The organism is Bacillus alkalicellulosilyticus, assembly GCF_002019795.1.
GTDB lineage: Bacteria > Bacillota > Bacilli > Bacillales > Bacillaceae_F > Bacillus_AO > Bacillus_AO alkalicellulosilyticum.
The window spans coordinates 1,307,945-1,322,863 of record NZ_KV917381.1 but is presented as its reverse complement, the minus strand read 5'-3'; the positions used below and the strand labels follow the sequence as shown (position 1 = coordinate 1,322,863).

Genomic DNA, 14,919 nt, shown 5'->3' with positions numbered 1-14,919 from the left:
CTATATTAAGGATGATTTTACCATGACTAATTTTTTATTGTAATTACCTTTTTACCTATTTATTTACAGGTACAATGTCATACTTTGTCGTAGAAAAAAGAAAGAGGGTATTCCAAAAGTCTGGTTGACCTTTGGAAGTACCCTCTTACTCTTCTTCATTTATTTTATTTTGACATATTGTTGCTCTTCGGTTAAAGACAACAGCTGTAAACAACATGATAAATACCACGGCTACCATATATTCTGGTCCTAATGTTGTTTCATTCGGAATTAATAGTCCTATAAACAAAAAGATAGAAATGGAAAGCAGAATATAGGCGTAGCGACGGTAGTCAACAACTTTATCCTTTAATGTTTGTAATTGCTTTTCATCCACTTACATCTCCTCCTGCATCTATTTTACCATCGAAATGATAGATACGTAGAATGCAATGAAAGGGATATAAGGAAGAAGGTGTGGCAAAAGGTAAAACAAACCTTTTCTCACACCCTCTTGTGAGATTACTGTTTTAAATTCTCGACCATAAGTAAAACAAGATTTGCTGAGTTGACGGAAGCTGTTTCTAGGAATTGGTCGTACGATATCTTAGCTTCAGTCCCTGCAATATCAGATAAAGAACGAATAATTACAAAAGGAACTTTAAATTGATGGCAAACTTGAGCAATTGCCCCGGCTTCCATTTCAGCACATTGCGGTTCAGAAAAGCGCTGTTTTAGTATTTTGACCAGTTCATGGTCGCTCATAAACGAATCCCCTGAAAGAACAAGACCCTCTACAGAATGGACACCTACATCTTGAGCACATCTTTTGGCTGTTTCGATTAATGATTCGTCTGGTTCAAAATAGGCAGGCATTCTTGGGACTTGACCAAATTCATAACCAAACACCGTCGCATCAACATCATTATAACGAATTTCAGTTGAGATAACGATATCCCCAACTTTAAGATTCTCATTAAATCCACCTGCAGAACCTGTATTAATAATTGCATCCGGTTTATGTAGTTGAATAAGCAAAGTAGTTCCCACGGCTGCATTCACTTTTCCAATTCCTGATTTTAAAATAACGACCTCTTGTCCGTTGATTTGCCCACTGTGAAATTCACAGCCTGCGATGGAAGTGTCTTCTCGATTTGATAATTTACTTTTTAGAAGCTCTACTTCTTCATCCATCGCTCCAATTATTCCTATTTTCATAACTCCAACCCTTTCTTACTTTATTATATTAGGTTGTCAAAACCAATGTATAGTATACCTTGTTCGAGCCATGATTTCACATCTTTTCTTTTTTTGGTATTATATTATTGATAATTTATTTACTAGAGGAGTAGAAAAAATGATTCAATTGGACAGAATCGAAGATAAAATCGAGTGTTTTGAAGCTTTTGACCTGAAGACACTAGAACTAAAAATCAATGAGCAAGTTGAAAACAATAAAGTACTTTTGCTTCAGGTTCATCACATTTCCTACAACGTTCAAGTTGATCCACAGATGGATAAGCTGAAGTACAGTGCCATTGTTCATTTTAAAGCAAAAAACTAACCGACATATTTGCCGGTTAGTTGTATGGATTTTCCGTTAACTTTATTACCTCTACAGGAAGCCATCCTTGATTGGTCCACTCTAGTCTAACTTGATAAGGAGTGTTTTGGTTTTGACCGTCACTTACTGTACCTACTGCACTTTGAAGATTTCCACCATTTCCTAGTCGCCAAATAATCATATCCTCTTCCGTTAACCCTGTTGCTAATAGAATTGCTTTTGTCATCTCATTCCAATTGGTACTGTCTCTTGTAAAGTCAGCTTGGAAGTTCTCAGTTTCTTGAACAGTCCCAACCGGTTTCCATTCACCATCCGAAAAGGATTCTTCCATTTCTTCTTGTTCAGCATGATTATCCTGCTCTTCTTCTAATGGAGGAACTTCAGGTTCACCGTGATTTGTCTGAGCATCTTCCGTTTCTTCACTTTCTTCAGCTTCAATAACTTCTGTCTCTGTCGTTACTTCTTCCGTTTGTTCTTCAGCAACAGGTTGGTTTGGAGGAGGACCAAAAAACATCTTATACGTAAAATAAATGATTAATAATATGACTACGATAATAGCTAGATTTAAAAAGTGGTTCATTTTTTGTTTTTTACGTTGTTGGTATCTTGTTTGAAACTCCATAATCCATCTCCTTCCTACCTTACCTCTATTATACTATTATATGTAATATTTATGCTAGACCTGATAAAATCTATTCTAATGAAAATTGTGTTACTGTCAGAAAACTACTAAAAATCGAGTCATAAATCATATGATTTAAAACTCGATTTGTAAAAAAAATTAACCTTTAATTCCCTCTAACCAATCTCGATAACAATCATAACAAAGGGGTTTTTCAATATGGTCACCTGCTTGTAAAAACGGAGCAACATACGAGTGATTTTCAATGTCAGTATGACAATAAAAACAATTTGACTCATCCATTGTAAATACCCTCCCCTTTTAGGTTCGGTATTATTATGCTCCTCGACATCAACAAACTTGCTATTGGCTTTAAGGGAATGTAGGAAGTTTATATTTTATATAGAAGGGACTGTTAGTAAAAAGGAAAGACTGACTCAATAGGAAAATCAAGTCAGTCAACTGTAATTACTTCACTTCAAGAATTTCAACTTCCATTTCTCCACCTGGAGTGTTAACGGTTACTTTTTCACCAATGGAGCGACCAAGTAAGCTTTGAGCCATCGGAGAATCATTTGAAATTTTTCCTTCGAATGGGTCAGATTCCGCACTACCAACAATCGTATATTCCTCTTCATCTCCATCAGGTAATTCAACAAAGCGAACTGTTTTTCCTAATGAAACTACATTCGTATTGTTTCCGTCATCTTCTATAATTACTGCATTTCTGAGGATATTCTCTACTTGAGAAATTCTTCCTTCAACAAAGGCTTGCTCCTCTTTTGCAGAATCGTACTCAGAGTTCTCTGATAAATCTCCAAAGCTTCGCGCCACTTTAATACGCTCTACTACTTCTTTTCGACGCTCCGATTTTAAATATTCTAATTCATCTTCTAACTTTTGCTTTCCTTCTAATGTCATATAATGCTTTTTTTCTTCTACCATGACTTTCACTCCTCTTTCCTGCTAATCAATAAAATGGTACGATATAAAGCCGCATATGTAAGAAGAAAGCGAAGGTGTGATACCCCGCTTTCCTTTATGCTATTATAAACAAATTACGTCATGTTGTCATGAAAAATTTGGACAACAACAATAGTTTATCAATTTTTTACCTCATTTAGCAACAAAGCCTTTTCAGCAAAAATCGACTTTACCTTAGTAACCATTAAATCAATTGCTACTTTATTTTGACCACCTTCAGGTACAATGAGATCAGCGTACCTTTTTGTTGGTTCAATAAACTGTAAATGCATAGGCCGTACAATGGATGTATATTGTAAAATAACATCGTTTATTGTGCGCCCTCGTTCTTCTATATCTCGTGTAATCCGTCTGATAATCCGGATATCCGCATCAGTATCGACAAATAGTTTGATATCAAACATATCGCGTAAGCGTTTATCTTCTAAAACAAGAATTCCTTCTACAATGATAACATCCTTAGGTTCTATTGTTACAGTTTCTGATGAACGCGTATGGATTTTATAATCATATACAGGCTTTTCAATAGCAATTCCTTGAGATAACTGCTGTAAATGAGTAATCAGCAAATCATTATCAAATGCTAACGGATGGTCATAATTCGTTTCAATTCTTTTAGACATAGGTAAGTGGCTTTGGTCTTTATAATATGCATCTTGCTCAATTAATACTATAGATTTATCCGTAAACTGCTTAAATATCTCTTTGGCCACTGTCGTCTTTCCCGAACCTGTTCCACCAGTTACCCCAATTACCACTGGTTTTGCTTTAATCATTATCGAACCTCTTTACGCATCATGTTATTAGGATAGACTTTGTGTTTTACCTTTAATTTAACAATTTGTAACGGGTGTCTTGCGGCATCAAGTTCATTCCCGTCCTCATCCCATATCGTCTCAACGGTTTGTACAAAATTATCGATTTCAGGCCCGAAAAATTCAATTTCATCACCAGGCTTAAAATGGTTCCTTTGTTGCAATGTAACAATTGATGTCTCTTCATCATAGTCTAGGACAAGACCAGCAAAATCATACGTCGTTCGTTTCGGATGATTTCCGTACATTTGCTCTTGATACGTTGGAGTTCCCTCAAAAAACTGTGGAGCAAAATCACGATTTGCACATTTCTCCAACTCTTGAACCCATTCCTTTTTAATAACAAAATTGTCAGGGTCCTCACAATATGCGTCAATGACTTTACGATACACAGAAGTTACTGTAGCTACATAGTGAATGGACTTCATACGCCCTTCCACTTTAAGGCTGTCGATCCCTGCCTCAATTAATTTAGGTATCGATTGAAGTAAGTTCAAATCTTTTGGGCTCATTGTATATGGGGCATCCTCATCCCCGTACAAAGCCGTTTCTTTATGCACTCCGTCTTCTTCCGCTTCTTCAAAGAGATTATAATCCCAACGACACGATTGGCAACAGCCGCCGCGATTGGAGTCTCTAGCTGTCATATGATTACTCAATACACAACGACCTGAATAAGAAATACACATCGCCCCGTGGATAAATGTTTCAATTTCAATGTCAACATGCTTTTTCATTTCAAGCATCTCTTCAAGGCCTACCTCACGCGCTAATACGACACGGTGAAGCCCTTCATCTTTCCAGTACTTAACCGCTAGCCAGTTTGATAATGACTGCTGAGTACTTAGATGAATTTCTACATTCGGAGCAACTTTACGACAGGTTTCAATAATAAGTGGGTCTGCCACAATAATTCCTGTTACTCCAACTTCCTGAAGACCTTGTAAATATTCTTCCAACCCATCCATATTTTCATTATGAGCAAAAATATTTGTAGTGACATAGACCTTGGCTCCGTATTTATTAGCAAATTCTACGCCCTCACGCATTTCTTCTTTTGAAAAATTATCTGCGTTAGATCGTAATCCAAACTCTTGTCCACCAATAAAAACAGCATCTGCTCCGTAATGAATCGCTATTTTTAGTTTCTCAAGGTTACCAGCAGGAGCTAATAACTCTGGTTTTTTTACGATAATTCGCTTTCCTTCTGCTGTTCGTTCTGATATGGCTTGCATTCTATTTCCCTCCTTAGTAAACCGTTTCTTTAAAGAAGAAGCCTGTATCGATATCTCGATTAGGAGGTTGTAAATCTCTAATCTGTTCTAAATACTCTTCTTTTTTATCTTCATACCGCTGCTCGTCTTCAAAATATAATTGTATCGCTTCTTTATAAAGCGCAATAATCGATTCCATGTATTCCGTTGACTTAAATAATCCTTCAATTTTAAAGCTATCTATTCCCGCCTCTAACATATCCTCAAGCTCATCAATAATACAAATATCCTTTGGACTCATAATATGAGTTCCGTTTATGTCTTCATAAATAGGATATTTGGCTCCTCGTTCAGGGTCATATAAGAACATTTGTCTACTTTTATCTGTTTTTTCGACTTTTAGGTCTTTACCTTGATATTGAAAATAATTTCCGATTAATGTTCTCTTTGATTGAAACATGTTGGTCATTCCATGAACTTGAACTTCAACTTCTACTTCTGCATGCTCTTTCATTTCGACAATGGCATCCATATTGATTTCGCGAGCTACTACGACACGAGTTGCTCCTCTTTTCCCCCAATAGTTCGCAGTAAACCAATTTGTAGCTGTGGTTTCTGTATTCCAATGTAACCTCATGTTTGGCGCTACTTCTTTGGCGGCCATGATAACAGCTGGGTCACCAAAAATCACAGCATCTACATTTATTTTATCAAGAAATGCTAGATAATCCGGCAGTTCTGCAATTCTATCGTTATGAAAAATTGCATTCATTGCTACATATACTTTTGCTCCATGCTCGTGGGCAATCTTTGTTGCTTCTTCTACTTCAGCACGAGAAAATTCACCCGCTAGGCGAAGTCCAAATTTTTCTTCCCCAATGACAACCGCATTGGCTCCTGCTTTAATAAGTCGTTCAACAGCCGTAACACTATTTGGAGTAACCAGTATTTCTGGTATTTTATTCATTTGTGTCACCTTCCTCTCCCTTAATACTAATTGCAACACCATCACCTATAGGTATGATTGACGTATCATAGTTAGCTAAATTCATTAACCATTCATTATACGTGGAAAGTTTTTTTGCCAATGATTTTAGCCTCTTTTTTTCCACTTGTTCTATATTTGCAACATACCCCTTAAAAAGCACATTATCTGAAATAATCGTACCACCGTTTTTTACATATGAACTATACTTTTCGAAAAAACGTTGATATTGTCCTTTTGCAGCATCAATAAATAATACATCAAATGGAGCTTGTTTTTCAAGTTTCCCCTCTATTTCAAGTGCATCTCCTAATATAACGGTTATTCTATTTTCCATCTGTGCCTTAGCAATAAACGTTAACGCTTTTTGATACCGTACCTCATCTCGTTCAATTGTGACAATTTCACAGTCTGGTAGTGCTTCAGCCATTCGAATCGCTGAATATCCTATTGCTGTACCTATTTCGAGTATTCTCTTTGGTTTAGCCAGCTTTAATAGCTGTAGAATCATTTCTATTCCTATTAACTCCATTATGGGAACGTTATGCTCTTTGGCATACGCTTCCATCTCTATTAGGACCTCTGACCGTGTTGGTATGAGGTTTTCTAAGTACTGAATAATTTCATTATTCCCTATCATGAACAATCCTCTACTTTATGAATTTTCTCTTTACTTCATTAATTGTTTCTTATTTTAGAAAGTTTAAACCATAGGAAAAAGGGAATAGGAGTCATTCTCCCTATTCCTCTTCCGTTTCTTCCTGTTCTTCTTGTGCATTTTGCTCCATTGCGTCTATCCATTCTTGTCGATATTCCTGCTGTACACGGCTATGCTCAGCATATGTTTCCGTATAAATCACTTCACCGTTATAGCGGGCATAGAAGAATAAATAATCAATGTCATCAGGAGTAAAGGCTGCCTTAATTGACGCCTCCCCAGGATTAGCTATAGGACCTGGCGGAATGCCTGTATACCTATATGTGTTATAAGGAGAATCAATTTCTAACGCTGCAAATGATGTCATGTATTGATGTTCTCCGTGAGCATAAGCGACCGTAGGGTCAACTTGTAGCATCATCCCTCTTTCTAGACGGTTGTAAAGTACTCCAGAGATTTTAAAGCGATCCTCATTCTGTTTAGCTTCTCTTTCTATAATGGACGCTAATGATAGCAGTTCATGAATCGAATATTCACTGTCAGGATGCAATGTAACTAAAGGCATGACGACATCATTTGTTCGTTTGATCATCGTTTCTATAATGGACTTAATCGAGACATCCGCATCAAGGAAGTCGTATCTTGCAGGGAATAAATACCCTTCTAACGGGTGACGTATTTCTTCATTTAAGATATCATCAGTTAGGACATCATACTTACTAATTAATTGTTCAAGGTACTCTCGGTCTTCTAACAACTCAAGGATTGCTTCTTCTTCATGGTCTGTCTCTTTTGCAATAATTTTCACTACAGATTCTAACCATAATCCCTCTGGCACAGTAAATACGAGTTCTGCTTCTTGAAGAACCTTACCTTCTTTTAATTCGACAATAATATCATCAATTGTCATTGAAGGTGAAAGTTCATAATTACCTGCTTGAAACCCTGACTCGTTTTTATATCGAATATAATAACGAAAGAAAGAAGCATTCTTTATAAGTCCCTCTTCTTCAAGTATTCTTCCAATTTGTGTACTTGAAGACCCTATTGGTATCTCAACATTTACCGTTTCGTTACTTTTTTCATCTATAGGACCTAGTGCTGATTGAATGTAATAATAAGCTGAAGTGGCTCCAGCTCCAGCAATAATTATGAGTATGATAAAACAAACAAACACAATCCGTCTAACTATTCTTGCTTGAGCAACCCGTTCTGCATATAAATCTCGCTTACGGTCTTTTTGCTTAGTCACTATAGCTCCCCCTTTCACCCTGTATATTATACTATATCAAAAGAGGAAATAGCAGAATTATGTGTAAAAAAGTCGAAATTAACAAAAGAAAAGCGATTTATGAGGGGTTTCTCGTAGCAGGTTGGCAACGAGTGGAGCCATTGCAACCATAATCAAAGGCATTAAAAAAGTTGGTTTGTACTTTTTCAGTGGCCTCCGATTTATTTCGAATTTACCATTTGAAATTACCGGCCTGATCGTGCAAAGCTTTAACGTTTCTACACTTTTTTTGAAGGGGTTTCTCAACGGGATTTGTTGCTAGTAAAGCCATTGCAGTTGTTTTAGCTGATTATGTTCCAGCGCCTTTGTAAAAAAGGGTGTATGAAAGAGAAAACTCTCTTTCATACACCCTCGTATTATTTACTCGTCGTCGTCCTCTTCTTCACTATCGTTAAACGTGTTAAGCATTTCTTCTACCATATTCCATTCCTCATCAGTTTCAATGGGGAATAAAGCGATGTCAGAATCTTCATCTTCTTTATCTTCATAACGGAAGGCAACAACCTCAACGCCCTCTTCATCATCTTCTTCCTCACCTACTGGCAAAAGAAGGATATAGGATTTTCCTGTTTCATCTACAGAAAAGGTAAATAATTCTTCAAATAAATGCTCATCGCCGTTTTCGTCTGGGATGATAATGCGTTCTCTTTCTTGTTCCATATCATTGACACCTACTTCATTTTGATTGATTATCGAGATAACCTTGTAAAATCATTACTGCAGCCATTTTATCAATGACTTTTTTTCTTTTCTTGCGACTCACATCAGCAGATATGAGCATTTTTTCAGCTGCCATAGTGGTCAGTCTTTCGTCCCAAAGGACAACTGGATGTTCTTGAAGTTGAGAAAGACGATCAGCAAATTCCTGGCATGCTACCCCACTAGGTCCAATCGTTCCATTCATGTTTTTTGGCAAGCCCACTACAATCTTTCCTACGTTGTTTTCAGTAATAATGTCCACTAACTTTTGAAAATCAGCAGAATCATCCTCAACGTTCCTTCTTAGTGTATCCAGTCCTTGTGCGGTCCATCCAAGTTCGTCACTGATTGCAATCCCAATTGTTTTTGTACCTACGTCTAATCCTAACGTTCTCATTATTTACCCTTCTGGTGCTGTGACAAATAGGACTTCACAAGTTCTTCAATAAGCTCGTCCCGTTCTAGCTTTCTGATTAGAGTTCTCGCATCGTTGTGTCTTGGAATATACGCCGGGTCTCCAGAAAGTAAATATCCCACAATCTGATTAATCGGATTATATCCTTTCTCTTCTAGCGCTTCATATACAGATAACAGCACTTCCTGGACATCAACATCAATCGTTTCATCTTGAAAATTAAACTTCATAGTATTGTCCATTGAGCCCATCACAAACACCTCTTTCTCATACTGCCCTTACTTCCAGTATTAGTAGAATACCAATACATGGATCTTACTTTTATTGTACACCATAGAGGGCTATTTAGGAAATTGAATCGACATATTCTCTTACAAATTGTAATGCTTCGTCAAGTTTTTCAGGATTTTTTCCTCCAGCTTGCGCCATATCAGGGCGACCGCCACCTCCACCGCCGCATCTTGAAGCAACTTCTTTCACTAGCTTACCCGCATGGAAACCTTTATCAATTAAGTCTTTAGAGACACCTGCTACTAAATTGACTTTTCCATTAGTCGCAGAGCCAAGAACGATGATTCCAGAACCAATTTTCCCTTTAATGGTATCTACAATCGAACGTAATCCATCCATATCAGCACCTTGGACTTGTTTTACTAACACTTGGACTCCGTTTAACGTTTTCACTTCATTGACTAAATTCCCTGCTTCCATATTACCCAATTTAGCGGATAAAGATTCATTTTCTCGCTGTAATTCTCTAATTTGTTGTTGTAAGCCAGAAATACGTGCAGGAACATCATTCACATTTTTTGCTTTTAAGCCTTCTGCCGCATCTTGTAACAGTTCTAGCTTATCATTCATAAATTGATAAGCACCTTTACCTGTCACAGCTTCAATACGTCTAACACCAGCACCTATACCTGACTCAGATGCAATTTTAAACAATCCGATTTCAGCGGTGTTGCGAACATGGCATCCTCCGCATAACTCAATACTATATTGGCCAACTTGAACGACACGAACAACATCGCCATATTTCTCGCCGAACAAAGCCATAGCTCCCATTGCTTTAGCCTCATCAATTTTTTTCGACTCAATATTAACAGAAATAGCATCCCAAATCTTCTGATTCACGATTTGTTCAATGGTAGCTAATTCTTCAGGGGTAATTTGACCAAAGTGTGAGAAGTCAAAGCGTAATCGCTCTTCCGTTACAAGTGAACCGGCTTGGTTTACATGTTCTCCTAATACATCTTTTAAGGCTCGATGTAAAAGGTGAGTGGCTGTATGGTTTTTAATTACGCCATGACGACTTGTTTCTTCCACTGTAGCTAATAGCTTAATACCCTGCTTTAATGTGCCTTGAACAATTTTTACAGTGTGAAGATTTTGGCCATTTGGTGCCTTTTGAACATTGATGACATGTGCTTTCACACCATCACCAACTAAAGTACCTTTATCAGCAATTTGTCCACCACTTTCAGCATAAAACGGTGTTTCATTAAGCACGACTTTTACCTCTTGGTCGACTCCAGCAAAATCAACAAGTTCCTTTTCATGAATGATTGCCTCAACAATGGCGTTGGTTTCAAGGCGGTCATAACCGACAAATGTACTTGCAACTTTTATCTCACTTAACAGTTGGTCTTGGATTTGCATCGAATCTGTTTTTTGTTGGGCTGCTCGTGCACGCTCTCGTTGTCCTTCCATTTCTTTTTCAAAACCTGCTCGGTCAATCGTTAACCCTTTCTCTTCTGCATATTCCTCAGTTAAGTCAATTGGAAAACCATATGTGTCATATAAACGGAAGACATCTTGCCCAGAGATGACAGTTTCCTTCCTTGCTTCTGTATCTTTTATAATTTTTGAGAGAATCGCGAGTCCCTCATGAAGCGTTTCATGGAAGCGTTCCTCTTCATTTTTAATAACTTTTTGAATGAACTCTGTTTTATCCTTCACTTCAGGATAAAAATCAACCATAATGGCTCCAACAACTGGAACTAGTTCATACATAAATGGACGCTCTATCCCTATTAATTTTGCATATCTTACTGCACGACGAAGTAAGCGTCTGAGTACATAGCCTCTTCCTTCATTTGAAGGTAGGGCTCCGTCTCCTATTGCAAATGTAACGGTACGGATATGGTCTGCTATCACTTTAAAACTAACATCAATGTCTTTATCGGAACCATATTTTACTGAAGTTAACTTTTCCGTTGCCTCAATTATAGGCATAAATAAATCCGTATCAAAATTGGTTGGGACATCTTGAATGATTGACACCATTCGCTCAAGTCCCATGCCAGTATCAATGTTTTTCTTTGGTAAAGGAGTATATGTACCATCAGGATTATGATTAAACTGAGAAAACACAAGATTCCAGACTTCTAAATAGCGGTCATTTTCTCCACCTGGGTATAATTCAGGGTCATTTGGGTCAGCACCATATTCAGGTCCACGATCATAGAAAATTTCAGTATTAGGGCCACTTGGTCCTTCACCAATATCCCAGAAGTTCCCTTCAAGACGGATAATTCTTTCATCTGGTACACCTATTTTCTCATTCCAATAGGCAAATGCTTCATGATCCTCAGGGTGGATAGTAACAGAAAGTTTTTCAGGGTCAAAGCCAATCCATTTTTTACTCGTTAAAAACTCCCAAGCCCAATCAATGGATTCTTCTTTAAAGTAATCTCCTATTGAAAAGTTTCCTAGCATTTCGAAAAACGTGTGATGCCGAGCTGTTTTACCTACATTCTCAATATCATTCGTACGAATCGATTTTTGCGCATTCGTAATTCTTGGATTATCAGGAATGACACGGCCATCAAAATATTTTTTCAATGTGGCGACACCACTGTTTATCCATAATAATGTCGGATCCTCAACCGGAACCAAAGAAGCACTTGGCTCAATATCATGTCCTTTCTCTTTAAAAAAGTCTAAAAACATTTGGCGAACTTCTGCCGATGATAATTTACTCACAATCTTTTTCCTCCCACTATTTAGTTTCATGCATAAAAAAAAACTCGTCTCCTATAACAGGGACGAGATTTCACATCACGCGGTACCACCCTAGTTATGAATACAATGTATTCATCACTCAAGAACTGTAACGTAGTTAACGGCAGGTTTTAGCTGCACTCAGGATTAGCTTTCAGTTGCCCTTCACATCATGCTTCTTTCAGCCAAGGAAGCAATTCTCTTCTATGTGGGGTATTCAACCTACTTATTCCCTCATCGTATTGTCATAGTTAATATCCATTTTCTATTATAAAAATGGCGGAATCGGATGTCAAGCCAATGACTAGAGCTCATTATGAAGATTTGTCCGTAAATGAAGTAAAACGACTTTGACAATAGCCAAAGTAGGTACCGCTAACACTAAGCCTAAAATACCACCAATTTCGATTCCGACGATTAAGGCAAGCATAATTAATACAGGATGCATATGCAAAGTTTTTCCGACAATGACAGGTGATAATATATTCCCCTCAACTTGTTGTAACACAAAGATAACGAGCACTGTCAGTAAAACCATGTTCCACGACTGAAGAGCCGCCACTAACACGGCAGGAACGGCACCCATAAATGCACCAAAATACGGAATAATGTCCATCATCCCAATAAACATTCCCAACAAAATAGGATAAGGCATACCAATAATCCACAACCCGATAGTCGCTAAAATTCCAACACTTAAAGAAACGAGGATTTGACCACGAATGTAGTTACCGAAAGAATGGTCAACATCTCTTATAAATGCAATTCCTTCTTTTCTCCATCTTTTTGGTGTCAAATACCAGGCTACTTTTTCAATCAATTTAAAATCTTTCAGTAAATAAAAAACTAAAAAAGGAATGATAATAAAGTATATAAAAGAACTTAAAAGTCCTTTTAAAAACACTACAATACTTTCAAATACTTGTTCTACTCCTCCTTCTAACCCTTGAAACCACTCTTCTACCTGTACTTGCATACCCTGTGGTAAAATAGCCAGTTGACTTGAGAACATCGTGAACCAGCCGTGGACCTCGTTGATATAAACAGGTAAATTTTCAATTAATTCTTTTAGTTGATTAATAATGTAAGGTGTTCCTTTATAAATCGCATAAATAATCCCCCCGAAAAATAAAAAATAAATCAATAAAACAGCAATTGGACGAGGAATTCCAGTTGCATGCGATTTTTCAATAATCGGATGAAGTAAATACGTAATTAAACCAGCAATCAAAAAAGGGATAAGCACCCTCACAAACACGTTAAGAATAGGTAGCCACATGGGAGAAAGCTTCATCACCAAATATAAACATAAGAGGACCACTAACAATATTGTTGCTCGTACTAACCATTGAGTATTCGAAGTTTTTTCCATTGTATGTTCCTCCTCTCTAACCATATGTTGTGCAATCAAAGGAAAAATATAAGAAAAACGGCAAAGCCGTCTTTCTTAATTGCGATGCACGAAGCCACTGCCCTCTTTTAAAAAGTGCTTTATTAAGTGTACTTCTTAATAAAGTACGCGCAGTGAGCGAAGCCATCGCACTTCCTGAATTAGCTTTCAAGACATCTAAGAGCGTTTTTTGATGCAATGTGAGGTTCTTTTGTTTTACGCGTAGCGAGCGAAGCCAGTGTTCTTCCTGAGTTATCCTGCATGCTTCTATGAACTTGCTAAATTTTATAGATTACAATAATCAACCTTTTTTCAAAAAAAAACCTGCTATGAGTTTTTCTCATAACAGGCCTTTTAGTTAAGCAAATGTTTTTGTAAATTGTTTTCTCATTCGTTTCATCGTGGAACGCTCAGGCATAAATGCTTGTATATCGATGTTTCTTAAAGGCTTTAACATGTTATCCATCTTCTTTTGAGTTTTACGATTGGACATACGATATGCTGCTGCCGTTACTCCAACTGCAACGATTGATGCGATGAATTTGCGCATTACAAACACCTCATTTCATCTACATTTCAACAGTTAAATCCTGATCCTCAAACAAATCATCTAATGAGCTTAGGGAGCCATCTTCTTCAACTTGATGGAGAGAAAGCTTGCCTTTCGTAATCGTCATTTCAACGAAGCAATTCCAACAATAATACTGGTTTGTCCCAATTTTCCCGATATCCTTACAACTACAATTTGGGCATTGCATCATAGGTCCTCCTTACGGTCTTTTCACTAACGCCATTTACTTTTTCATCATTAAAATATCTTTCCCATAGAGAAGGGGCTCTGTAATTTTCACTACTCGTTTCCCTTCTTTTAAATCAGCTAGTAAACCTTCTGTCACTTCATACCCTATGATGGTGCCCAATTCTTCCATAAAATATACATCTTCAACTAAACCAAGTTTTTCTCCCTCGGCCGTTAATAATGGCATTCCCGCAAGGCGTTTTTTTCCTTGTTTCAAAGTGAAACCTGACATATGATGCTTATCCAAGGAACGTAGTTGTTTACGGTTCGAGATAAACACACCATCCGCACCAATTTCAGTAATTGCAGATAAAGGAACAAATCGGTCACGCTGCAACCATGCTTTTATATCTAACTGCAGCCCAGTCACTTGTCCATGCTTATTGATAAACAGATCTTCGACAATGCCTAGCTCTTCTCCAGTTTCAATTTCATAAATAGGTCTCCCGCAAATGGATGAAAATGTCCGCAAAGTGTATCGCCACCTTCCAGAACATTTAT

At 37.4% G+C, this 14,919-nt stretch carries 19 protein-coding genes and 1 other annotated feature; of the genes, 1 reads left to right on the top strand and 18 read right to left on the bottom strand.

Features of this window, described 5'->3' with window-relative positions:
• Window positions 1–145: 145 nt before the first annotated feature.
• Window positions 146–376 (bottom strand): YrhC family protein, encoded by a 231-nt coding sequence (locus tag BK585_RS06680; protein WP_078552705.1) that lies wholly within the window; start codon window positions 374–376, stop codon window positions 146–148.
• A 125-nt stretch (window positions 377–501) separates the two neighbouring features.
• Entirely contained in the window at window positions 502–1,197 is a 696-nt protein-coding gene (gene mtnN / locus BK585_RS06675; RefSeq protein WP_078552704.1) for a 5'-methylthioadenosine/S-adenosylhomocysteine nucleosidase, read from the bottom strand.
• 139 nt (window positions 1,198–1,336) lie between these two features.
• On the opposite strand from mtnN, the gene BK585_RS06670 reads away from it, so the two are divergent.
• Entirely contained in the window at window positions 1,337–1,543 is a 207-nt protein-coding gene (locus BK585_RS06670; protein ID WP_078552703.1) for a DUF2536 family protein, read from the top strand.
• 16 nt (window positions 1,544–1,559) lie between these two features.
• Here BK585_RS06670 and BK585_RS06665 read toward each other — a convergent pair whose 3' ends face one another.
• The 16 genes from BK585_RS06665 to BK585_RS06595 all read right to left on the bottom strand — a co-directional run bounded on the left by BK585_RS06665 (window position 1,560) and on the right by BK585_RS06595 (window position 14,890).
• Window positions 1,560–2,165, bottom strand: coding sequence for a YrrS family protein (locus BK585_RS06665; RefSeq protein WP_078552702.1), 606 nt, complete (start codon window positions 2,163–2,165; stop codon window positions 1,560–1,562).
• Between the two features lie 159 nt (window positions 2,166–2,324).
• Window positions 2,325–2,468, bottom strand: coding sequence for a hypothetical protein (locus BK585_RS23950; protein ID WP_170885497.1), 144 nt, complete (start codon window positions 2,466–2,468; stop codon window positions 2,325–2,327).
• Between the two features lie 165 nt (window positions 2,469–2,633).
• A complete protein-coding gene (gene greA, locus BK585_RS06660) occupies window positions 2,634–3,110 on the bottom strand; it encodes a transcription elongation factor GreA (protein ID WP_078552701.1) in 477 nt (158 codons plus the stop codon).
• A gap of 158 nt (window positions 3,111–3,268) precedes the next feature.
• Window positions 3,269–3,922 carry a uridine kinase gene (udk, locus tag BK585_RS06655; protein WP_139367642.1) on the bottom strand — a complete coding sequence of 218 codons (654 nt, stop codon included), beginning with the start codon at window positions 3,920–3,922 and terminating at the stop codon, window positions 3,269–3,271.
• Between the two features lie 2 nt (window positions 3,923–3,924).
• Window positions 3,925–5,199 carry a peptidase U32 family protein gene (locus tag BK585_RS06650; RefSeq protein ID WP_078552699.1) on the bottom strand — a complete coding sequence of 425 codons (1,275 nt, stop codon included), beginning with the start codon at window positions 5,197–5,199 and terminating at the stop codon, window positions 3,925–3,927.
• A gap of 13 nt (window positions 5,200–5,212) precedes the next feature.
• Window positions 5,213–6,145 carry a peptidase U32 family protein gene (locus BK585_RS06645; RefSeq protein WP_078552698.1) on the bottom strand — a complete coding sequence of 311 codons (933 nt, stop codon included), beginning with the start codon at window positions 6,143–6,145 and terminating at the stop codon, window positions 5,213–5,215.
• A complete protein-coding gene (locus tag BK585_RS06640) occupies window positions 6,138–6,803 on the bottom strand; it encodes an O-methyltransferase (RefSeq protein WP_078552697.1) in 666 nt (221 codons plus the stop codon). Before BK585_RS06640 ends, BK585_RS06645 begins: the two co-directional genes overlap by 8 nt.
• A gap of 100 nt (window positions 6,804–6,903) precedes the next feature.
• Window positions 6,904–8,073, bottom strand: coding sequence for an endolytic transglycosylase MltG (mltG, locus tag BK585_RS06635; RefSeq protein ID WP_078552696.1), 1,170 nt, complete (start codon window positions 8,071–8,073; stop codon window positions 6,904–6,906).
• A 399-nt stretch (window positions 8,074–8,472) separates the two neighbouring features.
• A complete protein-coding gene (locus BK585_RS06630) occupies window positions 8,473–8,772 on the bottom strand; it encodes a DUF1292 domain-containing protein (protein ID WP_078552695.1) in 300 nt (99 codons plus the stop codon).
• Window positions 8,773–8,788: 16 nt separating this feature from the next.
• Window positions 8,789–9,208, bottom strand: coding sequence for a Holliday junction resolvase RuvX (gene ruvX / locus BK585_RS06625; RefSeq protein WP_078552694.1), 420 nt, complete (start codon window positions 9,206–9,208; stop codon window positions 8,789–8,791).
• Window positions 9,208–9,477 (bottom strand): IreB family regulatory phosphoprotein, encoded by a 270-nt coding sequence (locus tag BK585_RS06620; RefSeq protein ID WP_078552693.1) that lies wholly within the window; start codon window positions 9,475–9,477, stop codon window positions 9,208–9,210. The genes ruvX and BK585_RS06620 overlap by 1 nt, the downstream gene beginning before the upstream one ends.
• A 94-nt stretch (window positions 9,478–9,571) precedes the next feature.
• A complete protein-coding gene (alaS, locus tag BK585_RS06615; RefSeq protein ID WP_078552692.1) occupies window positions 9,572–12,211 on the bottom strand; it encodes an alanine--tRNA ligase in 2,640 nt (879 codons plus the stop codon).
• A gap of 55 nt (window positions 12,212–12,266) precedes the next feature.
• Window positions 12,267–12,476 (bottom strand) — a binding site (T-box leader).
• Window positions 12,477–12,533: 57 nt separating this feature from the next.
• Complete coding sequence (locus BK585_RS06610; protein WP_078552691.1) at window positions 12,534–13,601, bottom strand: AI-2E family transporter; 1,068 nt, start codon at window positions 13,599–13,601, stop codon at window positions 12,534–12,536.
• Window positions 13,602–13,977: 376 nt separating this feature from the next.
• Window positions 13,978–14,169: a hypothetical protein gene (locus BK585_RS06605; protein WP_078552690.1), complete on the bottom strand. Its 192-nt coding sequence runs from the start codon at window positions 14,167–14,169 to the stop codon at window positions 13,978–13,980.
• A gap of 19 nt (window positions 14,170–14,188) precedes the next feature.
• Window positions 14,189–14,380, bottom strand: coding sequence for a hypothetical protein (locus tag BK585_RS06600; protein WP_078552689.1), 192 nt, complete (start codon window positions 14,378–14,380; stop codon window positions 14,189–14,191).
• Window positions 14,381–14,413: 33 nt separating this feature from the next.
• A complete protein-coding gene (locus BK585_RS06595; protein WP_078552688.1) occupies window positions 14,414–14,890 on the bottom strand; it encodes a PRC-barrel domain-containing protein in 477 nt (158 codons plus the stop codon).
• Window positions 14,891–14,919 lie beyond the last annotated feature (29 nt).

Bases quoted from the DNA above. Each gene is read 5' to 3' on its own strand.
- BK585_RS06630 (WP_078552695.1), bottom strand. From the start codon at position 8,772: ATGGAACAAGAAAGAGAACGCATTATCATCCCAGACGAAAACGGCGAT.
- ruvX (WP_078552694.1), bottom strand. From the start codon at position 9,208: ATGAGAACGTTAGGATTAGACGTAGGTACAAAAACAATTGGGATTGCA.
- BK585_RS06600 (WP_078552689.1), bottom strand. From the start codon at position 14,380: ATGATGCAATGCCCAAATTGTAGTTGTAAGGATATCGGGAAAATTGGG.
- mtnN (WP_078552704.1), bottom strand. From the start codon at position 1,197: ATGAAAATAGGAATAATTGGAGCGATGGATGAAGAAGTAGAGCTTCTA.
- greA (WP_078552701.1), bottom strand. From the start codon at position 3,110: ATGGTAGAAGAAAAAAAGCATTATATGACATTAGAAGGAAAGCAAAAG.
- BK585_RS06605 (WP_078552690.1), bottom strand. From the start codon at position 14,169: ATGCGCAAATTCATCGCATCAATCGTTGCAGTTGGAGTAACGGCAGCA.
- BK585_RS06620 (WP_078552693.1), bottom strand. From the start codon at position 9,477: ATGGGCTCAATGGACAATACTATGAAGTTTAATTTTCAAGATGAAACG.
- BK585_RS06640 (WP_078552697.1), bottom strand. From the start codon at position 6,803: ATGATAGGGAATAATGAAATTATTCAGTACTTAGAAAACCTCATACCA.
- BK585_RS06650 (WP_078552699.1), bottom strand. From the start codon at position 5,199: ATGCAAGCCATATCAGAACGAACAGCAGAAGGAAAGCGAATTATCGTA.
- BK585_RS06645 (WP_078552698.1), bottom strand. From the start codon at position 6,145: ATGAATAAAATACCAGAAATACTGGTTACTCCAAATAGTGTTACGGCT.
- BK585_RS06610 (WP_078552691.1), bottom strand. From the start codon at position 13,601: ATGGAAAAAACTTCGAATACTCAATGGTTAGTACGAGCAACAATATTG.
- BK585_RS06665 (WP_078552702.1), bottom strand. From the start codon at position 2,165: ATGGAGTTTCAAACAAGATACCAACAACGTAAAAAACAAAAAATGAAC.
- BK585_RS23950 (WP_170885497.1), bottom strand. From the start codon at position 2,468: ATGGATGAGTCAAATTGTTTTTATTGTCATACTGACATTGAAAATCAC.
- BK585_RS06670 (WP_078552703.1), top strand. From the start codon at position 1,337: ATGATTCAATTGGACAGAATCGAAGATAAAATCGAGTGTTTTGAAGCT.